We start from the raw sequence: 17436 nt of genomic DNA, 5'->3' as shown, positions 1-17436 counted from the left end.
CTATTCAAACTTCGTGCCAAACCCTTTTCGGCCCGCCGCATCGGCATAGTTGGTGGCGGCCGCACGCGCCATGTCGGCCTGATATTTGTCGGCGCGCTCCTGTGCGGTGGCGCGGCTGCGCTCCGCCGCATGCACGTCGCGGCCCAAACGGTCGGCGAGATGCTGCGCGGTCGCGGCATCGGCGGAAACCTTGTCCGACATGCGGTGCAACGACTGGGAGAAGGTGAACATGCCGGCAAGCTGGCCGGCATGGGTCGAATCCGATCGCGCCGCATAGCCGGCCGCCATCGCGCGCGTCCGCTCCGCCAGCCCACGCAACTGGTGCAGCGTGCTTTCGGCGCGCGCCGCTTCGGCCAGCTTCATCTCCTTGGCGACCGCGCGGACCTTTTCGATCCGCCGCAACCGTTTCAGCCGTTGGGGATCATTGGCCATGGCCAAGCAACGCGGCGAGCTGGCCGATGCTGTCGTTCAGCGACACGCGATCCTCCTCGGCCTGGCAGATGAAGTGCTGGAGATGTTCGTGCATCGCGATCGAACGATCGATTCCGGCATCGCTGCCGGCGCGATAGGCGCCCATCAGGATCAAGTCCCGATTGGTTTCGTAGGTGGCGGACAGGGCACGGAATTCGCGGGCGATCTTCATATGCGGCTTATCCACGATATCGCTCATCACGCGGCTCAGCGATGCGGCCACGTCGATCGCGGGATATTGATTGCGCTGCGCCAGGTCGCGCGAAAGCACGATGTGCCCGTCGAGGATCGAACGTGCAGTATCGACCACCGGATCGTCCTGATTGTCGCCATCGGCGAGCACCGTATAGATGCCGGTGATCGCGCCGCCACTCTCCTCCGAATTGCCCGCGCGTTCGACCAGCTTGGTCAGCGTCGACAATGCCGAGGGCGGATAGCCGCGCGCCGAGCAGGGCTCGCCCAGCAGCAGCGCGATCTCGCGCGCGGCATGCGCCACGCGGGTCAGGCTGTCCATGATCAGCAGCACCGAAAGCCCCTGTGCCCGGAAATATTCGGCAAGCGCGGTCGCATGCAGCGCGCCGCGCACGCGCAGATTGGGTGCGTGGTCGGCAGGCACCGCCACCACCACGGTGCGGTGGCGCATCTCGCCCGCCATGCGGTGCTGGACAAAATCGGAGACCTCGCGCGCGCGTTCGCCGATCAGCCCCACGATCACGACATCGGCGCGCGCGCCGTCCGCGATCATGCCGAGCAGCACCGACTTGCCGACGCCCGATCCGGCCATGATGCCGACGCGCTGGCCGATGCCGAAAGTGGTGAGCGCGTTGAGCGCACGAACCCCGGTATCGAAGGGCTGACGCACCGGGCTGCGATCGAGCGGATTTCCCCGAATGCCGCCCACCGGCCACAATTCCCCCGCGCGGATCGGCGGCCCGCCATCGATAGCCCGTCCCTCGCCATCGACCGATCGGCCGAGAAATTCATGACCCACGGGCACCAGCCCCGGCAATCCGGCGGGCCGCACAAGCGCGCCCGGCCGGATCAGGATCGGATCGGCGAGCAGCATCATGATGGTGAGGCCATTGCGGAAACCGATGACCTCCGCGGCGACGCTGTGTCCCGGCCGATAATCGACCAGACATTGCGTGCCGATCGGGACAGCCAGGCCGCTGACCTCAAGCAATTGTCCGTCACAGGCGGTCAGTCGGCCGAAGCTGTGCGGCGCACTGTCTATTTCCGCCGCCTCGAACCGGTCGAGCAATACGGCCAGGCCGTTCAACATGTGCGGATCGCCTCTTCCAACGCGAGCTTCCAATGTTCCGGCCCGTCCTCCACGCCGCCTTCGGGCGTCATCACGCGGATCGCGCCGCGTGCGAGATCGGGATTGGCGGTGACCGTCCATTCGGCCGGCAACTGGCCGCCAAGCAGCTTGAAATCGGTCGGGCTCACCTCGACACGCTTTTCACTATGCGTGGCGGCAAGCATACGCACCGCGACCTGGATGCGCGCGGCGAGCCGGTCGGGCGCGATCACGCAATCGTCGATCACCTGGCGGCACAATGCGACGACGGCGTCGCGCAGCCGGCTTTCGAGCATGTGCAGGCTCGCGGCATCGATCTGGTGGATCTGTTCGCCCAGCGCGGTCAGCGCCGCGACATCCTCGCCCTGCATTTCGCGCGCGAGCCGTTTTTCAGTGGCGACACCATCCTCGAATCCCGACTTCCATGCCTGGCGGATCGGATCGTCCTCGCTCGATTGCGGCATGACGCCCAACGCCCTGGCGATATCGGGATCGGGCGAGAAATGGCGCGGCATCACCGACCCCGGCTCGGCGGCCGCGGCGGCTCGGGCGGCGTGCACCGCAAGCTCGGCGATCGGCATGGACGGCACCGACAGTTCGGTTTCCGGCATCGGCGCTTCGGCCGATCCGCTCTCGAATCCGGTGCTTTCGAAGGCAGGCTCGCTCTCTTCGTCGCCCTGCGCCAGCAACACGGCGAGTTCGCTGATCGACAATGCCCTAGTCATGGACGCGCTCAGACATAATCGTCATCGCCGGCGCCGAACGAGATCGTGCCCTCGGCCGCCAGCCTGCGCGCGATCTGGACGATCGCCTTCTGCGCATCGACCACTTCGCTGAGCTTGATGCGGCCGCGCGCCTCGATCTCGTCGCGCACGCCATCGGCGGCGCGGCTGGACATGCAGCGGAAGAAGGCCTCCCGATCCTCGTCCTCCAGCCCCTTGAGCGCGACGATGAGCTGTTCGGAATCGACTTCGCGCAGCAGCGCGCCCATCGACTTGTCGTCGATCGACAGCAGATGGTCGAACTTGAACATCTCGCCCTCGATCTGCTTCGCGACCAAGCGGTCGATCTTGATGAGTTCGGGCATGATCCGCTTCTCGGTCGCCCGCGACGCGTTGTTGATGATCTCCGCCGCCTCGCGCGGACCGCCGATATTGAGCGCGGCCGGGCCATGGCTGTCGGTGATGCGCTGCGACAGCACGGTTTCGAGCATCGCGAGCGCGCCGGCGGTGACCGGACCGAGCGTGGCGATACGGTGCACCACCTGCGGCTGCATCGCACGCGGCAGCGCATGAAGCACCTGCGCGGCGGTCTCGGGCTCCAGATTGGTGAGCAGCACCGCGATGAGCTGCGGATGCTCGTTCTTGACGAGCGGCGTGATCACCGAGGCGTCAAGCCATTTGGTGAGCTCGATCGAACTGGTCTTGGCGGCCGGCGCGATGCGCGACATCAGGCTGTCCGCCTTGCGCTCTCCCAGCGCCATCGTCATCAGGTTGCGTACACGTCCGGTATTGTCGTGATTGACCAGGCCCTGGCGCTGGGTGCGATCGAGGAAACCGCCGATCGTGGCGGCGACCTGCGACGGCGCGACTTCCTTCAGATCGCACATCGCCTGCCCCAGCAGGCGCAGTTCCTGCGGCTCGAGATGGCGCAGCACTTCCGTGGCCTGCTCGTCATCCATGATCATGATCATGATCGCGGCGCGTTCGGCCTTGGTGAAGGTGGTTTTCTGCTCGGTCATGCCGCGTCGGCCTTTGCGGATTCGGCTTCGGCCAGCATCTGGCGGATCGCCGCCATCGCGCTGTCCGGCTGTTCGCTGATGAAGCGCTGGGCCAGTCCGACCTGATCGGCGAGCTTCATCCTGTCGAGCCGCTCGGTCAGCATCGCCTCGGTCGAAAGCGTGGCGGCGGCGCCTGCATCACCGTTCTCGGCATCGCCATTGGCCGCCAGCGCGCGCGGCCCGTCGCCCTCGACATTGCCACCGGGCTTGCCCTCGGACTTGCGACGCATCGCCGCGATGGCGGGGCGCAGGCCGAAGAAGATCAGCAACAGCACGCAGATCAGCGCCACGCCGTTGCGCAGCACCGTGGCGAACCAGGGCTGTTCGTAGAAAGGCGGAACGACGACCGGTTCGCTCTGGAACTTCCGCGCGATCACCTCCACTTGGTCGCCGCGCTGGACATTGGCGCCGACGGCGGCGCCGACCAGCGACTTGATCTGTGCGATATCGGCGGGCTTGCGCGACGCCATCGCCGCGCTGCTGAGCACGACGGCGACCGACAGCCGCTTGATATCGCCCGGCGTACCGTTCGAAACCGCGACCTCGCGGCCCAGTTCATAGGTGCGCGTGGCGCTCTGGCTCAATTCGGGCGCAGGCGGCGTCGCGGGCGTCTGGCCAGCGGCGGGCGCGGCGGCACCGGTCGCCGGCGTCGCGGGCGCGGCTCCACCGACGGTCTGCACGGCCGGCTTGGCGGGCGCGCCCGGCGCCCCCGGCACGACCTGCGTAGGCGGCGGCGGCGTGTTGGACAGCACGCCCGGCACGCCGTAGCCGATCGGGTTTTCGGGCACCGGCGACGATTGCGTGGTTTCGGTGCGGACGGCGCCGTCCTTGTTCCAGCTTTCGCGGGCGGAGGTGACGGCGTTCATGTCGAGATCCACCTGGATCTCGGTCGAGAAATTGCCCTCGCCGAACATCGGCGTCAGCAGTTGGGAAAGCTGCCCGCGCAGCTTCTCTTCCATCCGCGACTGCATGTTCAGCCGGTCTATATTGGCATTGCCGGCATTCCGGTCGGAAACCAGCCGGCCATGCTGATCGATCACCTTGACCTCGTCGTTCGACAGGCCCGGCACCGACCCGGTGACGAGATTGACGATCGCGGTCACCTGCCCGTCGGAAAGCTGGCGCCCCCGTGCGAGCTTCAACATCACCGAGGCGCGCGGCGGCGAATTGTCACGCACGAACACCGATTTCTCAGCCTGCGCCAGATGGACGCGAACCGATTCGACGCCATCGATCTCCATGATCGTCAGTTGCAGTTCGCGTTCGCGCGCGGCGCGCAGGCGCTCGGCCTCGACGCTGCGGCTGGCGCCGATCGGCATCGAATCGATCAGATCCGTGCCGCTGCTCGGCGCCGCCACCGCGCCGTCCGACGCCACCATCATCCGCGCGCGATAGATATCGCCTTCGCCAACGGTGATCGCGCCGGTCGCGGGATCGAGCTTGTATGGAATCGACGCCTTGTCGAGCGCCTGGGTCACCGACGCCTTTTCACCGTCCGCGAGCTCGGAATAGAGCACGCGCTGCGGCGCGGGGCTCAGCACCATCCAGGCCAGCGCGGCCGAGCCGAGTACGCCCACGGCGGCGGCATAAGGCAAGGTCCGCTTGACCGCAGGCTGTGCGGCGAAACCGCTGATCTGCTGAAGAATGGCCGGGCGCTGCCCATCCACCGCCCGGGCATTGCCGAGCGGAACGGGCGCCGAAGCCGGAACGAGATCGCTCATCTATCAGACTCCCATTCGCAGGATGTCGAGATAGGCGGACAGCAGCTTGTTGCGGACCTGCAAGGTCGCCTCAAACGCGATGCCCGCTTCCTGACGCGCCAGCATGACCTTGGCGACGTCGGTCACTTCGCCGCGCTCATAGGCGGCGGAGATGTCCGAGGCGCGCTGCTGCGTCGCATTGACGCCGTCGAGCGCGGTCTTGAGCGCATCCGTGAAGCCGCCCGCCGGGCCATTGGGCGCGACGGGTGCATTCGGCGCGTCCGCCGGCGCGGCGCCGGTACCGGCCCCCGCGCGCAGCGACTGGAGAACCTGGTTCTTGTCGATCATCTCCTGGCGCATCGCCAGGATCTGCTGAAGGCCGGAGGCCCCACCGACGGGGGAGGTCATGCCGTGCCTCCCGCGATCATCTGGCCGGCATCACGGAAGCGCGCCAGGCGATAGCGCAGCGTACGCTCCGAAATGCCCAGCCGCTTGGCGGCGCGAACGCGGCTGCCGTCACAGGCCTCCAGCGTCGCCATGATGGCGCGCGCCTCGGAAAGCTGCACGACCTTGCTGAGCGCTTCGCCGCCAGCGGGCTCGGCGACCGGTGCGGCGATCTCGACCGGCTGGGCCGGCTGGATCGCGACATTGGTGGTGACCAGCCGCGCGGGTCGATCGAAATGGATGTGGCGCAAGCCGATCTCGCCGTCGCCGTTCGAGAGCAGCAGCGCGCGGCGCATCACATTCTCGAGCTCGCGGATATTGCCCGGCCAGTTGTGCGCCTTCAATGCGTTGAGCGCATCGTTCGCGATCCAGGGCAGTGGTGCGCCGGCCGGAGCATGGCGCAGCGCCAGCGCGAAGGCGAGCGGCGCGACATCCTCGGGGCGCTCGCACAGCGGACGCAGCGACAAGGGAAAGACGTTCAGGCGATAGAAAAGGTCGGCGCGGAAGCGGCCTTCCTCCACTTCGAGCGGCAGGTCACGGTTGGCGCAGGCGATGATACGAACATCGATCTTGATCGGACGGGTGGCGCCCAGCGGCACCACTTCGCCTTCCTGCAACGCGCGCAGCAACTTGGCCTGCAGCGCCAGCGGCATCTCCGCGATCTCGTCGAGCAGCAGCGTGCCACCATCGGCCGCACGGAAGAAACCTTCGCCGGCATTGTGCGCGCCAGTGAACGCGCCCTTCTGATGGCCGAATAGCAGGGCTTCGAGCATCGCTTCGGGAACCGCCGCGCAATTGACCGCCACGAAAGGCTTGTCGGCACGGGCGCTGCGCGAGTGGATGAAGCGCGCCAGCACTTCCTTGCCGGTGCCGGTCGGGCCGTTGATGAGAACGGGGATATCGCTGACGGCCAGGCGCTCGGCGAGCGAGAGCACCGCCAGGCTTTCGGGATCGGCGGCGATCGGATCGCCCGCCTTGGTGACGCAGGCGAGCAGCGCCGCGAGCGAGGCTTCGGAACCGCCATCGGCATAGCCGAGCTTCAGTCGGTTGCCGGCAACCCGTTCGATGAAGGGTGCATCGTTCCGTTCCAGCGCGACGACCCGGCCACGGCCGGCGGGCTGATCGGCATCCGATGCGGTCAGCGTGCAGCCCGCATCGCCACGGCTGCCCGCCGAGGCCGCGAAGATCGCCGAGGCGCGATGGACCAGCTGTCCATGATCGCGCAGCACGATATCGTCATGATCGAGTCCGGTCATCTTCGAATGCCCCCCACCAGGCAACTTCGCAATTTCGATGCGATGGTTATGCGGGTGTTAAGGTTAACGACGACGCAATCAGGGGTACGGTGAAAACCCTGTAGATGAGAATTATTATTGAATTATTTCAGTATGTTATCTGGTTAATTTTGCTCCATCCCCTTAACTCTCCGGCCGGTTCGCCGCTCTTGCTGACGGCACATGTTGCCTGAAGCGACATCCGGCCCACGAAATGGGGCGTGGGTCAGCAAGAATTGGAGACTAGACATGACTGTGATCAACACGAACATGGCGTCGCTGCGGGCAGCGAACGCTTCGACCAACGCCAGCAAGGCGCTGGGCAGCGCCATGGAGCGCCTGTCGACCGGCAAGCGCATCAACAGCGCCAAGGACGACGCCGCCGGCCTCGCCATCTCGACCTCGATGACCGCGCAGGTCCGCGGCATGAACCAGGCGATCCGCAACGCCAATGACGGCATCGCGCTGGCGCAGACCGCCGAAGGCGCGCTCAACGAAGTCACCAACATGCTGCAGCGCGTCCGCGAACTGGCCGTTCAGTCCAAGTCGGGCACCTACAGCTCCGGCGACCGCACCAACATGCAGACCGAAGTGACCGAGCTGACCAGCCAGATCAGCAGCATCGTGAGCAACACCAAGTTCAACGACGTCACGCTGTTCAGCACCACGGCCGCGACCAGCGTCACGATCCAGACGGGTGCGGAAAGCAGCGACACCGTCGCCCTGTCGATCTCGGCCCTGACCGGCGTCACCACGGCGTTCAGCGTCGCCACCGACACCGCCGCCGGCACCGCCATCGGCAATGTCGACACCGCGCTCGACTCGGTCAACGCGGCGCGCGCGTCGCTCGGTGCCGGCCAGAGCCGTCTTGAATCGGTGGTCAACAACCTGACGACCAACTCGACCAACCTGTCCGACGCCCGCTCGCGCATCGAGGACGCCGATTATTCGGCCGAGACCGCCGCGCTCGCCAAGGCGCAGATCCTGAGCCAGGCGTCGACCGCGATGCTTGCCCAGGCGAACCAGAGCCAGCAGAACGTTCTCTCGCTGCTGCGCTGATCCCGTCACCCGCCGGGGCCGGCGCAATCACCGGCCCCGGCGGAACGGATCGCACCGCGATCGCACATCGCGGTTTTTCTACTCCCAGGCATCGGCACCCGGCCCCCTCGCGCCGGGTTGCGCCGAAGCCGGGAAGGACGGCCGTTTCCGATCATGCGGGCTCGTGGGGGGTGCCGCTATCGCCATTGCCTACCCAGCCAAAGGCAATGGCATCGGTTCGAGGAACGGCCGAAAAGACGCCCGGCGACCGCAAGGTCGCCGGGCGTTTCCTTTTGCGACAGCCAGATAAACCTGCGCCCAACCATCGGGCCGGCAAAGGCTGGCGACCCTCAGGTGGGCCCTTTGCACAAGACGGCAAACGATGTGCTTCTGAAGCCTGGGGCTACAGCCTGTGGCCGAGGTTTGGATCTTGCGATGAATTTTAAGGCGCTGCGAACGCCTGACGATGCTGGCCTGGGATCAACCGTTTCTGATCACCCCATGGCTGAGGTTCCAGGCGATCGGCGTGGTGAAGGCGAGTGAGTCCATCAGCCACATCCGGCGGAGGGCGGATGAGTACTCGAGGGTTCCAAACATACTCTCGATCCCGGAGCGGACATAATTCCGGAAGGTTTGGCGCAAGGTGCGCGCGATCCTGCCTGCCATCACCGTTGCTCAACCTTGTCGGCAAAAACGGTGCGTTCTTCGCCTATCATCAGCTCATGCCCATTATCGACAGCGGAGACATCGGCGTCCGTCAGGACATTCAAGCCATGTTCGGCGGCAAGGTGAAGCTTGGAGTCCGACCACTGCCGGGATCACGAAGTGCTCCCGATGCCTCTCTTACACACAGCATCGCAGCGGCGCTTCTATGCGAAGGCCGCGCGCGAGCTGGCACGATAGCACAGGTCCGGCTTTAGAAACTCAGCTTCCCGCTGATGCCATAAGTCCGCGGTTCGCCATATTCGACGAGCTGGGTCTGGAAGAAATCAAAGACGCGATTGTCGATCCAGCGTTCGTCGAACAGGTTGCGACCCCACAGGGCCAGCGACCAATGCTTGCCGTCGCCGACCAGTTCCAGCCGCGCATCGACGGTGGTGCGTGCGTCCAGCTTCTGCGTGGCGATATTCTCCGGCCCCGAAAAGGCGCCGGATTTGTGGCTGACCTGAGCGGACAGGTCGAGGCTGCCGAAGCCGATCGGCACCGAATAGGATGCACCCGCCGAGGCCGTCAGGCGCGGTGCATAAGGCAGGCGGTTGCCATCCAGATCCACGCCCGGCCCGCCGCCATCGGGGAACCGGTCGAACTCGGCATGGGTATAGCCAAGGTCGGCGGTCAGCAGCAGGTTCTTGACGGGCGCCGCCTGAACGCTCGCCTCCGCACCCCAGCTCGTCACCTTGGCGGCGTTGCGAAGCTGCAGCGAGGTCTGGCCGAAGCCGATATCGACGAACTGGTTGATCTGGTAATTGTCGTAGACCGCATAGAAGGCGGCGGCGTTGAAGCGCAGGGTGCGATCGGCATTCTCGGTCTTGAAGCCGACCTCACCCGAATCGACACGCTCGGTCTTGAACGGCACGCCGTCCAAGGTCAGCGGCAGGCTGATGAAATCGACGTTCCAGCCGCCGCTCTTGAAGCCGCGCGCATATTTCACATAGGCGTTGGAGCGTTCGGACAGCTTGAACGACAGGCCGATCGTCGGATCGAAACTGTCCACCGAACGAGCATCGTCATAATCGGGCAACGACGCCAGCCCGAGCACCGCCGGCGCCGAGATCGAATAATCGACGATCCTGAGCTTCTCATGACTGAAGCGCGCGCCGAGGTTGAGCGTGAGCCGGTCGGTGAGTTCCCAATCGGCCGAACCGAACGCCGCATAGGATTTGGTCTTCACGCGCGCGCTGACGATCCCGCCGGGGCCAGGCTGCAGGCCGAGCCCGAGGAAACCGATCATCGAACCGCCCGAAACCACGCTCAGCGACTTGGCCGATTCGTCGAAATAATAGAGGCCGGCGACGCCGCTCAGCGGCCCGCCCTTGCCGAAGGCGACGCGGACTTCCTGGCTGAACTGGCGGAAGCTCTGGTCGAAATCGATGAAGAAGAAATCGAACGACGCATAATCGAGATCGTTGGTCCGATCGTAGCGCGTCCAGCGATATCCGCTGATCGCGGTCAGCGTCGCGGTATCGGAAAGATCCCAGTTGAGCGTCGCCGAACCGCCTGCGAATTCGATGCGCTGGCGCGGATCGCGATTATAGGGCGTGCGGAACGCGCCCGGCTCCTCCGCCGGGCCGGTGCCGAACGTATCGGTGATCGCCTCGCCCGCCTGCTTATTGCTGCGGTCACGGCTGTAATCCGCCGCCAGATCGAGGCGGACGCCGTCGCTGAGATCGGCGCTCAGTTGCGCGCGCGCGCTGGTGCGATCGATATTGTCGAGATCAGTACCGGTGGGCACGTTGAGGGTGAAGCCGTCGCGCTCGCGATGCGAGGCGGAAACACGCAGCGCCACACCTTCGCCGAGCGGCGCATTCACCATGCCGCGAATCTCGAACAGGTCCTTGTTGCCGATGCCGCCATCAACGCGCCCCTCGAATGCCGATCCGGGGCGTTCGGTGACGATGCTGACAGCACCCGACACGGTGTTGCGGCCGAAAAGCTGCCCCTGAGGGCCGCGCAGCACCTCGACACGGGCGATGTCGAGCGTGTCCTGATTGATCGAGGCGAACTGCCCGGCATAGACGCCGTCGACATAGACGCCCGCGCGTGTCGAGAAACCGATATTGCGGCCGCCGCCGCCGACGCCGCGAATGAAGATGGTATCGATAGCGCCCTGGCGCTCGACCGAGAAATTGGGAACGTACCGGGAGAGATCGCGCAATTCGTACGATCGCGTCGCTGCCAGCGTCGCGGCATCGACGACGCTGATCGAGATCGGCACATCGACGAGCGCCTGTTCGCGCTTCTGCGCGGTGACGACGATTTCGTCGAGCGCGCCCGTATCGTCAGCCGCATCCTGCGCGTGCGCCGCGACCGGCGCGCAAATCATGGCGATCGCGATCGCCCGTATCGAAACCATCTGTCCCTAATCCCTTTGGCACGCGCCAGAACGGCGCGCGACGACCTTTGCGGACAATGGTTAACGGATAAGGAATTAGGATTTGGTTACCCGGTGGCAATCAAGCCAAGCCGGTCGCGCCGCACCCAGCGCAACACCATCAGGACCGCGACGGCGGCGAGCCCGCTCGCCAGCCCCAGCCAAATGCCGATGCCCCGCATTCCCAGCGGAAAGGCCAGCACCGTGCCGACGCCGATGCCGATCACCCAATAGCCGACACCGGCATAGAGCATCGGTACGCGCGTGTCGTGAAGACCGCGCAAAACCCCCGCGCCCACGGCCTGCGCGCCATCGACGATCTGGAACAGAGCGGCCACCGCCAGGAATGACACCGCTAGCCGGGCGACCAGCGCATTGGCCGGATCGTCGAGATCGAGGAAGACGCCGATCAGCAATCGCGGCGCGCCGATCAGCACCGCCGCCGCGAGCACCGAAAAACCGAGCGCGATGGCGAGCGACAGCCAGCCGGCACGCGCCACCGCGCGGGCGTCGCCGCGCCCCTGCCAGAAACCGACACGCACCGTCGCCGCCTGGGCAAGCCCCATCGGCACCATGAACGCCATGGCGGAGATCTGGATCGCGATCGCGTGCGCGGCGAGCGACGGCTTGTCGATCAGCCCCATCAGGAACACCGCCGCGTTGAACACCGTCACTTCGAAGGCGAGCGTCACCGCGATCGGCAGGCCGAGCGCCCAGACGGCGCGATAGCGGGGCCAGTCCGCCACCCAGAAGCGGCCGAACAGCCGGTAGCGGCGGAACTGGCGATCGGTCACGACCACCGCCGTCAATCCAAGGAACAGCAGCGAATTGGTGAGCGCACTTGCCAGGCCGGCGCCCGCAAGCCCCATTTTCGGCATGCCGAGATGACCGAAGATCAGGATCCAGGCGAGCAGCGCATTGATCGGCAGCCCGGCCACCAGCACGCCGACGGCCCAGCGCGGCCGCTCAAGCGCGGAGACGTAATTGCGCAGCGCCAGGAAGAACAGATAGGGCAGCAGCCCCCATTGCAGCCAGCGCAGCATCGTGCCCGCCATCGCCGCGAGCGCGGGATCCTGATCCATCAGCAGCAGGATCGCCTCGCCGTTCCACATCACCGCCCACAGCGGAAGGGCGATGGTGACCGCCGCCCAGCACGACTGGCGGACGGTCCGCCGAACGTCGCGGATCGAGTTGAAGCGCCGGCCGCGCTCGCGCGCGATCATCGGCGAGGCCGCCGTCATCAGCCCCATGCCGAAGATCATGCAGGCGGTGTAGAGATTGACGCCGAGCGCGGCGGCAGCAAGCGAATCGGCGCCGAGCCGGCCGAGCCAGATGAGATCGGTGGCATAGATCGCCGATTGGGCGAGATTTCCGAAGATGAGCGGCAGGGCAAGCAGCACGGTCGCCCGCATCTCCGTCCGCCATTCGCGCTGTGCCGTCCCGGCCGTCATCGTCCCGCCCAAATCCGTGGCCGCGCTCTATGCACTCAACCGCCCCCAAGGTGAAGCGTCACCCGCCAGGCTCAGCGCGGCAAATCCGATGGTCGATCGATATCCGCGAGCATGGCGGCATCACCCGGCACCAATATCGCGTTTCGCAGCAGCCCGCGCGCACCCGTGTCGCCATCGAGCATCAGCAAATCACATGCCGCACGACGCGAGAACAATGCCGGCGGCATGGCCTGCCCATCCAGCGACGATGCCACCATCTCACCATCCGATTCCAGCAGCCGGCACAGATGCGCGGCGGTGATGAACGGCATGTCACCAAGGGCGATCAACACCGCATCGACATCGCGCTCCAGCGCGTTCACAACGCCAAGCTGGATCGAATGCGCCTGTCCGCGTTCGAGCGCATCATTGATCACGATATCGAAGCCGGCGAGCAGCGGCGCCGTCGCCCGCGCGCAGACCGCGACAACAGCGCCGAAGCCGATATCCGCCAGAGTCGCGGCCGCATGCGTGACGAGCGGCCGACCGCCCAACTGCACGTTGAGCTTGTCTTCCGGCCCGAAGCGCGTCGAGCCACCCGCCGCGAGCAGGATCGCGGCAACGCGGTCAGCCGCGATCATTGAAGGCCGCGACCATGCCGGCGGCGATCGACAGCGCGATTTCCGCCGGGCCGATCGCGCCTATATCGAGGCCCGCCGGGCCGTCGATCCGCGTCAGCGCCTCCGTGGATACGCCCATCGCCGCCAGCCGTTCGAGCCGCGCCGCATGGCTGCGCCGCGATCCAAGAGCCGCGACATAGCCGGTCGGCGCGGCGAGCGCGGCGATCAGCGCGGGATCGTCGATCTTGGGATCGTGGCTGAGCGTCACCACGGCGGTCGCCGCATTGGGGCGGCGCCCGGCGACGGCATCGTCGGGCCAGGCATCGTCGAGTTCGGCGCCCGGAAAGCGCTCCGCCGTCAGGAACCGGCCGCGCGGATCGATGATCACCGGCGTCACGCCGATCTCGCGCGCCAGCCCGGCCAGCGCCTGCGCGATCTGCACCGCGCCGACGATGAACAGCCGCCGGGGCGGCAGGTAGCGATTCTGGAAACCCTGCCCCGCGCCTTCGACGCTATGGCCGCTTTCAAGATCGGTCGAGACGATGAGCGTATCGCCCCCGGCACGTGCAGCCGCGATCCGGTCGAACAGATCAGGTGCAAAGCCGGTTTCGGAAACCGGCTGAACGAACACGGCGATCTCGCCACCGCACGGCAACCCGACTTCCCAGGCCGAGGTGTCCGCGACGCCGAAGCGCATCAGCCGCGCCGGCGCGCCCGCGATCACTTCCGCTGCGGCGTGCAGGATTTCCGCCTCGACACAGCCGCCCGATACCGATCCCTCGAATCGCCCATCGCCATGAACAATCAGATGGCTGCCCACCGGGCGCGGCGCCGATCCCCAGGTCGAAACGACGGTCGCGAGCGCAAGCGGCGCCCCTTGCCAGCGGCGCGCGGCGTCCAGGATGATATCGACATCGGCCATCCCTTCTCCCTAACGCGATGCATCGGGGAGAGGGAAGCCGTTCGTGAGGTTTAGAGGCCGAGGTTGAGCGAGACGCGGAACGCCAGCGCGACACGGCCCTGCTGCTCTTCCGCGCTCGCTTCGCCGCCAAGCTGGAAATCGCCCAGCCCGCCGACGGCGCGGAACTTGCCGACCCAGCCATCGGTGCGCTGCTCCGGCTCCAGCGTGAAACGCTCGCCGCCCTTGAATTGCGCGATGGTGGAGCCGAGCGTACCGCCGACGATCTGGCGGCGGCCACCTTCGAGTTCGAGACGCAACCAGGTGGAATCGGGTTCGCGCTTGCCGAAATTGAGGCCAGCGGCGACGCTGCCCGTCGCGGCCAGTTCATCGCTCTTGCGGCCCAGCACGGTCAGGTTGAAGGCATCGCCACCGCCGGTTTCAGTGTAACCCTTCTCGTCGAGCTTGTAATAATCGATCGCCGCCGCAGGACGCAGCGAGAAACGACCGAAGCGCAGCTCGTAGGAGAGGCCGCCCGAGGCCGAGTAGAGCTTGCCGTTCCAGGCCCCGCTCGCGGTGCGCGATACCGTCTCGGTGCCGAGGCGGCCGCTGAACACGCGCACGCCGTCGAAATCGATCTGCGCGGCCGAAACGCGCGCGAAGGCGTTGAGTCCGCCCCACTCGCCGCGCCAGTGCGCCGCCAGCTCGATCTGGTCCGCCGTCACCTCGTTCGACACGTCACCGTCCGAATCCTTGCCCGACAGATAGGCGACCGAAAGGCCGAAATTGCCGAAACCGCCGGTCTTCACCTCGACACCGCCCGATGCGCCCCAGCCGGTGATGTCATAGGACGAGGTCTTGCCAATGCCCTTGGACGTGCCCCATGCCACCTGTTGCAGCCAGAAGCCCCAGCCGCCCTGGTCGCTCATCGGTGCATTGGGATCCGCCAGGTAACGCGCCGTCGCGCGCGAGCCCTGCGTCACCGTCTCGAACGCGCCGCCGGCGTGATCGGGCAGCATGCTGGCGACCGCGCGGCGGAAATCATCGCCATTGGCATAGCCCAGGAACACATTGGCGACCTTGGCGTCGCTGTCGAGCACCTTGAAAATCGCGTCATAGGCACTGGATTGCGAACGGTTGAGCCCGAGTTCGGTCGTGGTTTTGCGCGCGACGTTGAGCTTGACCTCACCCGCCACGTCGTTCGCGGTGACGTTGCTCTTGAACATGAAGGGCAGAGCCGCCGCTTCGCTCGCGAGATTGGCGCCCCCGGTCATCGATCCGGATTTGACGATCAGATATTCGCCCTCGGCATCGCTGACATTGGCGAGCGACACGGCGACCTTGGATCCCGCCGCGAAATTCGCGGCGCCGCTCACCAGATACTGGGTGAACTTGTTGGCCTGCGCATCGATGTTCACGCCGATCGTGCCCTGTCCGCTCACCGACAGCGACGAGATCGCGACGGCATTGGTGCCCTGGACGAGCAGCTTGCCGCCGCTGACATTCACGGCGGCGCCCGTGCTGTTGAGCAGCGTGCCGGTGAAGATCGAGGTGCCGCCGAGCGAGAGGCTGTCCGCGCCGCCGCCAAGATCGAGCGTGCCCGTCATCGTCGAGGTGCCCGAAAGCGCGATCGTGTCGACGCCGGAGCCGAAAGTGGCATTGCCCGTATATTTGGTATCACCGCTCAAGGTCAGCCGGTCGTCCCCCGCGCCGAACTTCGCGGCGCCGGTCACGGTGCCGTCGGCTATATCGAGCGTGTCGGCGCCCGCGCCGAACAAGATGTCGCCGCTGATGACGGGCGCGGTCGCGCCGCTGGCGACCGCGAGTTGCCTGACCGTCGCGCCCGCATTGTTCACGGAAAGATCGATGGCGATCGCATTGCCGCTCTTGCCCGTGGCGATGATCGATCCGCTGGTCTCGACAAGCGCGAGCTTGCCCGCCTTGTCGGAGATCGCGACGGCGGTGCCGTCGCCTGCCGCATCGGCCTGGATCCGGCCGCTATTGACGAGCGAGCGGACGTCGCCGCCGGCATCGATCGCGACGGCACGCACCAGCGAGCCGGCCGCGTTGCCGCCCGCCGCCGTGATCACGCCGGAAGTCTTGATATTGGGAACGCTGGCGCCGCTGCCGACGCGCAGCGCGGTGGCATTGGCGGAATTGGATGAGGCTGTGACCGTTCCTGTGACGGTGACGCCGCCGGCGACCGTCACGTTTCCGCCCAGCCCGCCGATGACGAGGCCGTTCGCCGCGACATCCTTGTAGACACCGGCACCTGTGATCGTGCCGTTGACGACGATGCCATGGCCGTCAGCGTTGCCCGTGACAGCGCCGATCGTGGTGGCGGCGCTGTCCGATCCGATCTGGACCGCCGGCGCCGCGCCATAGGAGGTGACGGCAGCCGTGCCTTCATTCGCATCGGGAATACCGTCCTTGTCCTCGTCGGCGTCGTCCTTGTTGTTGTCCGCCGGGGGCACCGCGAAGACGATGCCGCCGCCGACATTGCCCGAAACGCGCAATGCCGGCCCGCCCTGGAGCAGATCGTCGGCATCGAGCTTGCTGACATCGGTGGGCGCGGTGGTCGAACGATAACCCGAAGACGAGATCGCGCCCTGGATCACGAGCGCGCCGCCGACATTGCCGTCGATGGCGACGCCAACGGCATTGGCCCCGCGCGCCGAAACCGCCGACTGGATCTTCACGTCACCGCTGACATTCCCGGTGCGGATGCCATAGCTGCGATCACCGGTGACCGAGATGGTACCGCCGGTGTGCGAAAGCGATCCGGTGAGCGGCCCACCGAGCGCGATGCCCGCGCTGTCATTGCCTTCGACGGTGATGGTGCCGCTATTGGCGACATTGCCGGTGAAGGCGCCGGCGGTGCGGATGCCGGAGCGGTTGCTCCCTTGCGCGAAGGGGCCGTCGAGATCGCCATCATTGTCCGTATCGGTCGCGGTGTAATTCTCGTCGATGGTGATCGTGCCGGTGTTGGTGATGCCGCCGGAAACGTTGGCATTGGCGAGAATGCCCGTCGCGTCATTGGCGCCGGTGATCTGGATCGTGCCTTCGTTCTTGACGCTGTTGTTGCTGTCGATCGTCACCGCCGTGCCGCTTGCGGGCTTCACCGAGCCGGCGGAGGTGATGCGGATATCATCGGCCGCGCCACTCTTGATCGTCGAGGTCGCCGCCGGCGTGGTGCGTGCGGTGTCAACCACCGTCTCGGCGCGCAGCGGGCTGGTCGCCGCGAGCAGGGCGATCGGTGTCAGACAGGTACAGGCAAGAAGAGTACGCATTTCAACTCCGTCTTTGGGCAGCGGAGCAGGCTTGCGCGCTCCGTGAATGCCCGCATGACGGCGCGGGGCGACAAGACCCGTAAGAATTTTCGACCAGTGG

Annotated in this window: 13 protein-coding genes; 1 reads left to right on the top strand and 12 read right to left on the bottom strand. The window is 66.3% G+C overall.

Annotated features, from left to right (window positions below; genetic code table 11):
- From ACODTA_RS17315 to ACODTA_RS17285, 7 genes are read right to left on the bottom strand one after another with little or no spacing between them, the layout of a single operon-like run.
- On the bottom strand, positions 1-432 hold the full coding sequence (locus ACODTA_RS17315; RefSeq protein WP_489067223.1) for a hypothetical protein: 432 nt from the start codon (positions 430-432) through the stop codon (positions 1-3).
- Entirely contained in the window at positions 422-1753 is a 1332-nt protein-coding gene (locus tag ACODTA_RS17310) for a FliI/YscN family ATPase (protein ID WP_489067222.1), read from the bottom strand. The genes ACODTA_RS17315 and ACODTA_RS17310 overlap by 11 nt, the downstream gene beginning before the upstream one ends.
- The gene (locus ACODTA_RS17305) at positions 1747-2496 is read right to left on the bottom strand and encodes a FliH/SctL family protein (protein WP_489067221.1); all 750 of its coding nucleotides are present in this window, start codon (positions 2494-2496) and stop codon (positions 1747-1749) included. The genes ACODTA_RS17310 and ACODTA_RS17305 overlap by 7 nt, the downstream gene beginning before the upstream one ends.
- Before the next feature lie 8 nt (positions 2497-2504).
- The gene (gene fliG, locus ACODTA_RS17300) at positions 2505-3512 is read right to left on the bottom strand and encodes a flagellar motor switch protein FliG (RefSeq protein ID WP_489067220.1); all 1008 of its coding nucleotides are present in this window, start codon (positions 3510-3512) and stop codon (positions 2505-2507) included.
- On the bottom strand, positions 3509-5272 hold the full coding sequence (gene fliF / locus ACODTA_RS17295) for a flagellar basal-body MS-ring/collar protein FliF (RefSeq protein WP_489067219.1): 1764 nt from the start codon (positions 5270-5272) through the stop codon (positions 3509-3511). Before fliF ends, fliG begins: the two co-directional genes overlap by 4 nt.
- A gap of 3 nt (positions 5273-5275) precedes the next feature.
- Positions 5276-5659: a flagellar hook-basal body complex protein FliE gene (gene fliE, locus ACODTA_RS17290; RefSeq protein ID WP_489067218.1), complete on the bottom strand. Its 384-nt coding sequence runs from the start codon at positions 5657-5659 to the stop codon at positions 5276-5278.
- Positions 5656-6951, bottom strand: a complete 1296-nt coding sequence (locus ACODTA_RS17285) for a sigma-54 interaction domain-containing protein (RefSeq protein ID WP_489067217.1) — start codon at positions 6949-6951, stop codon at positions 5656-5658. Before ACODTA_RS17285 ends, fliE begins: the two co-directional genes overlap by 4 nt.
- Before the next feature lie 267 nt (positions 6952-7218).
- Between ACODTA_RS17285 and ACODTA_RS17280 the strand changes: the two genes are divergently transcribed.
- Positions 7219-8028 carry a flagellin N-terminal helical domain-containing protein gene (locus ACODTA_RS17280; protein ID WP_489067216.1) on the top strand — a complete coding sequence of 270 codons (810 nt, stop codon included), beginning with the start codon at positions 7219-7221 and terminating at the stop codon, positions 8026-8028.
- An 895-nt stretch (positions 8029-8923) separates the two neighbouring features.
- Here ACODTA_RS17280 and ACODTA_RS17275 read toward each other — a convergent pair.
- The 5 genes from ACODTA_RS17275 to ACODTA_RS17255 form a co-directional block, all read right to left on the bottom strand.
- Positions 8924-11080: a TonB-dependent receptor gene (locus ACODTA_RS17275; RefSeq protein ID WP_489067215.1), complete on the bottom strand. Its 2157-nt coding sequence runs from the start codon at positions 11078-11080 to the stop codon at positions 8924-8926.
- 86 nt (positions 11081-11166) lie between these two features.
- Entirely contained in the window at positions 11167-12549 is a 1383-nt protein-coding gene (locus ACODTA_RS17270) for an MATE family efflux transporter (protein ID WP_489067214.1), read from the bottom strand.
- 71 nt (positions 12550-12620) lie between these two features.
- Positions 12621-13169 (bottom strand): nucleotidyltransferase family protein, encoded by a 549-nt coding sequence (locus ACODTA_RS17265; RefSeq protein WP_489067213.1) that lies wholly within the window; start codon positions 13167-13169, stop codon positions 12621-12623.
- Entirely contained in the window at positions 13156-14070 is a 915-nt protein-coding gene (locus ACODTA_RS17260) for an XdhC family protein (RefSeq protein WP_489067212.1), read from the bottom strand. Before ACODTA_RS17260 ends, ACODTA_RS17265 begins: the two co-directional genes overlap by 14 nt.
- A 50-nt stretch (positions 14071-14120) precedes the next feature.
- The gene (locus ACODTA_RS17255; protein WP_489067211.1) at positions 14121-17336 is read right to left on the bottom strand and encodes an autotransporter outer membrane beta-barrel domain-containing protein; all 3216 of its coding nucleotides are present in this window, start codon (positions 17334-17336) and stop codon (positions 14121-14123) included.
- Between the last annotated feature and the right edge of the window lie 100 nt (positions 17337-17436).

This window comes from Sphingomonas sp. FG14, assembly GCF_057809675.1.
Note: the sequence above shows the minus strand (reverse complement) of the source record. Positions and strands in the feature narration are given on the sequence as shown.

Bases quoted from the DNA above. Each gene is read 5' to 3' on its own strand.
- ACODTA_RS17315 (WP_489067223.1), bottom strand. From the start codon at position 432: ATGGCCAATGATCCCCAACGGCTGAAACGGTTGCGGCGGATCGAAAAG.
- ACODTA_RS17310 (WP_489067222.1), bottom strand. From the start codon at position 1,753: ATGTTGAACGGCCTGGCCGTATTGCTCGACCGGTTCGAGGCGGCGGAA.
- ACODTA_RS17305 (WP_489067221.1), bottom strand. From the start codon at position 2,496: ATGACTAGGGCATTGTCGATCAGCGAACTCGCCGTGTTGCTGGCGCAG.
- fliG (WP_489067220.1), bottom strand. From the start codon at position 3,512: ATGACCGAGCAGAAAACCACCTTCACCAAGGCCGAACGCGCCGCGATC.
- fliF (WP_489067219.1), bottom strand. From the start codon at position 5,272: ATGAGCGATCTCGTTCCGGCTTCGGCGCCCGTTCCGCTCGGCAATGCC.
- fliE (WP_489067218.1), bottom strand. From the start codon at position 5,659: ATGACCTCCCCCGTCGGTGGGGCCTCCGGCCTTCAGCAGATCCTGGCG.
- ACODTA_RS17285 (WP_489067217.1), bottom strand. From the start codon at position 6,951: ATGACCGGACTCGATCATGACGATATCGTGCTGCGCGATCATGGACAG.
- ACODTA_RS17280 (WP_489067216.1), top strand. From the start codon at position 7,219: ATGACTGTGATCAACACGAACATGGCGTCGCTGCGGGCAGCGAACGCT.
- ACODTA_RS17275 (WP_489067215.1), bottom strand. From the start codon at position 11,080: ATGGTTTCGATACGGGCGATCGCGATCGCCATGATTTGCGCGCCGGTC.
- ACODTA_RS17270 (WP_489067214.1), bottom strand. From the start codon at position 12,549: ATGACGGCCGGGACGGCACAGCGCGAATGGCGGACGGAGATGCGGGCG.
- ACODTA_RS17265 (WP_489067213.1), bottom strand. From the start codon at position 13,169: ATGATCGCGGCTGACCGCGTTGCCGCGATCCTGCTCGCGGCGGGTGGC.
- ACODTA_RS17260 (WP_489067212.1), bottom strand. From the start codon at position 14,070: ATGGCCGATGTCGATATCATCCTGGACGCCGCGCGCCGCTGGCAAGGG.
- ACODTA_RS17255 (WP_489067211.1), bottom strand. From the start codon at position 17,336: ATGCGTACTCTTCTTGCCTGTACCTGTCTGACACCGATCGCCCTGCTC.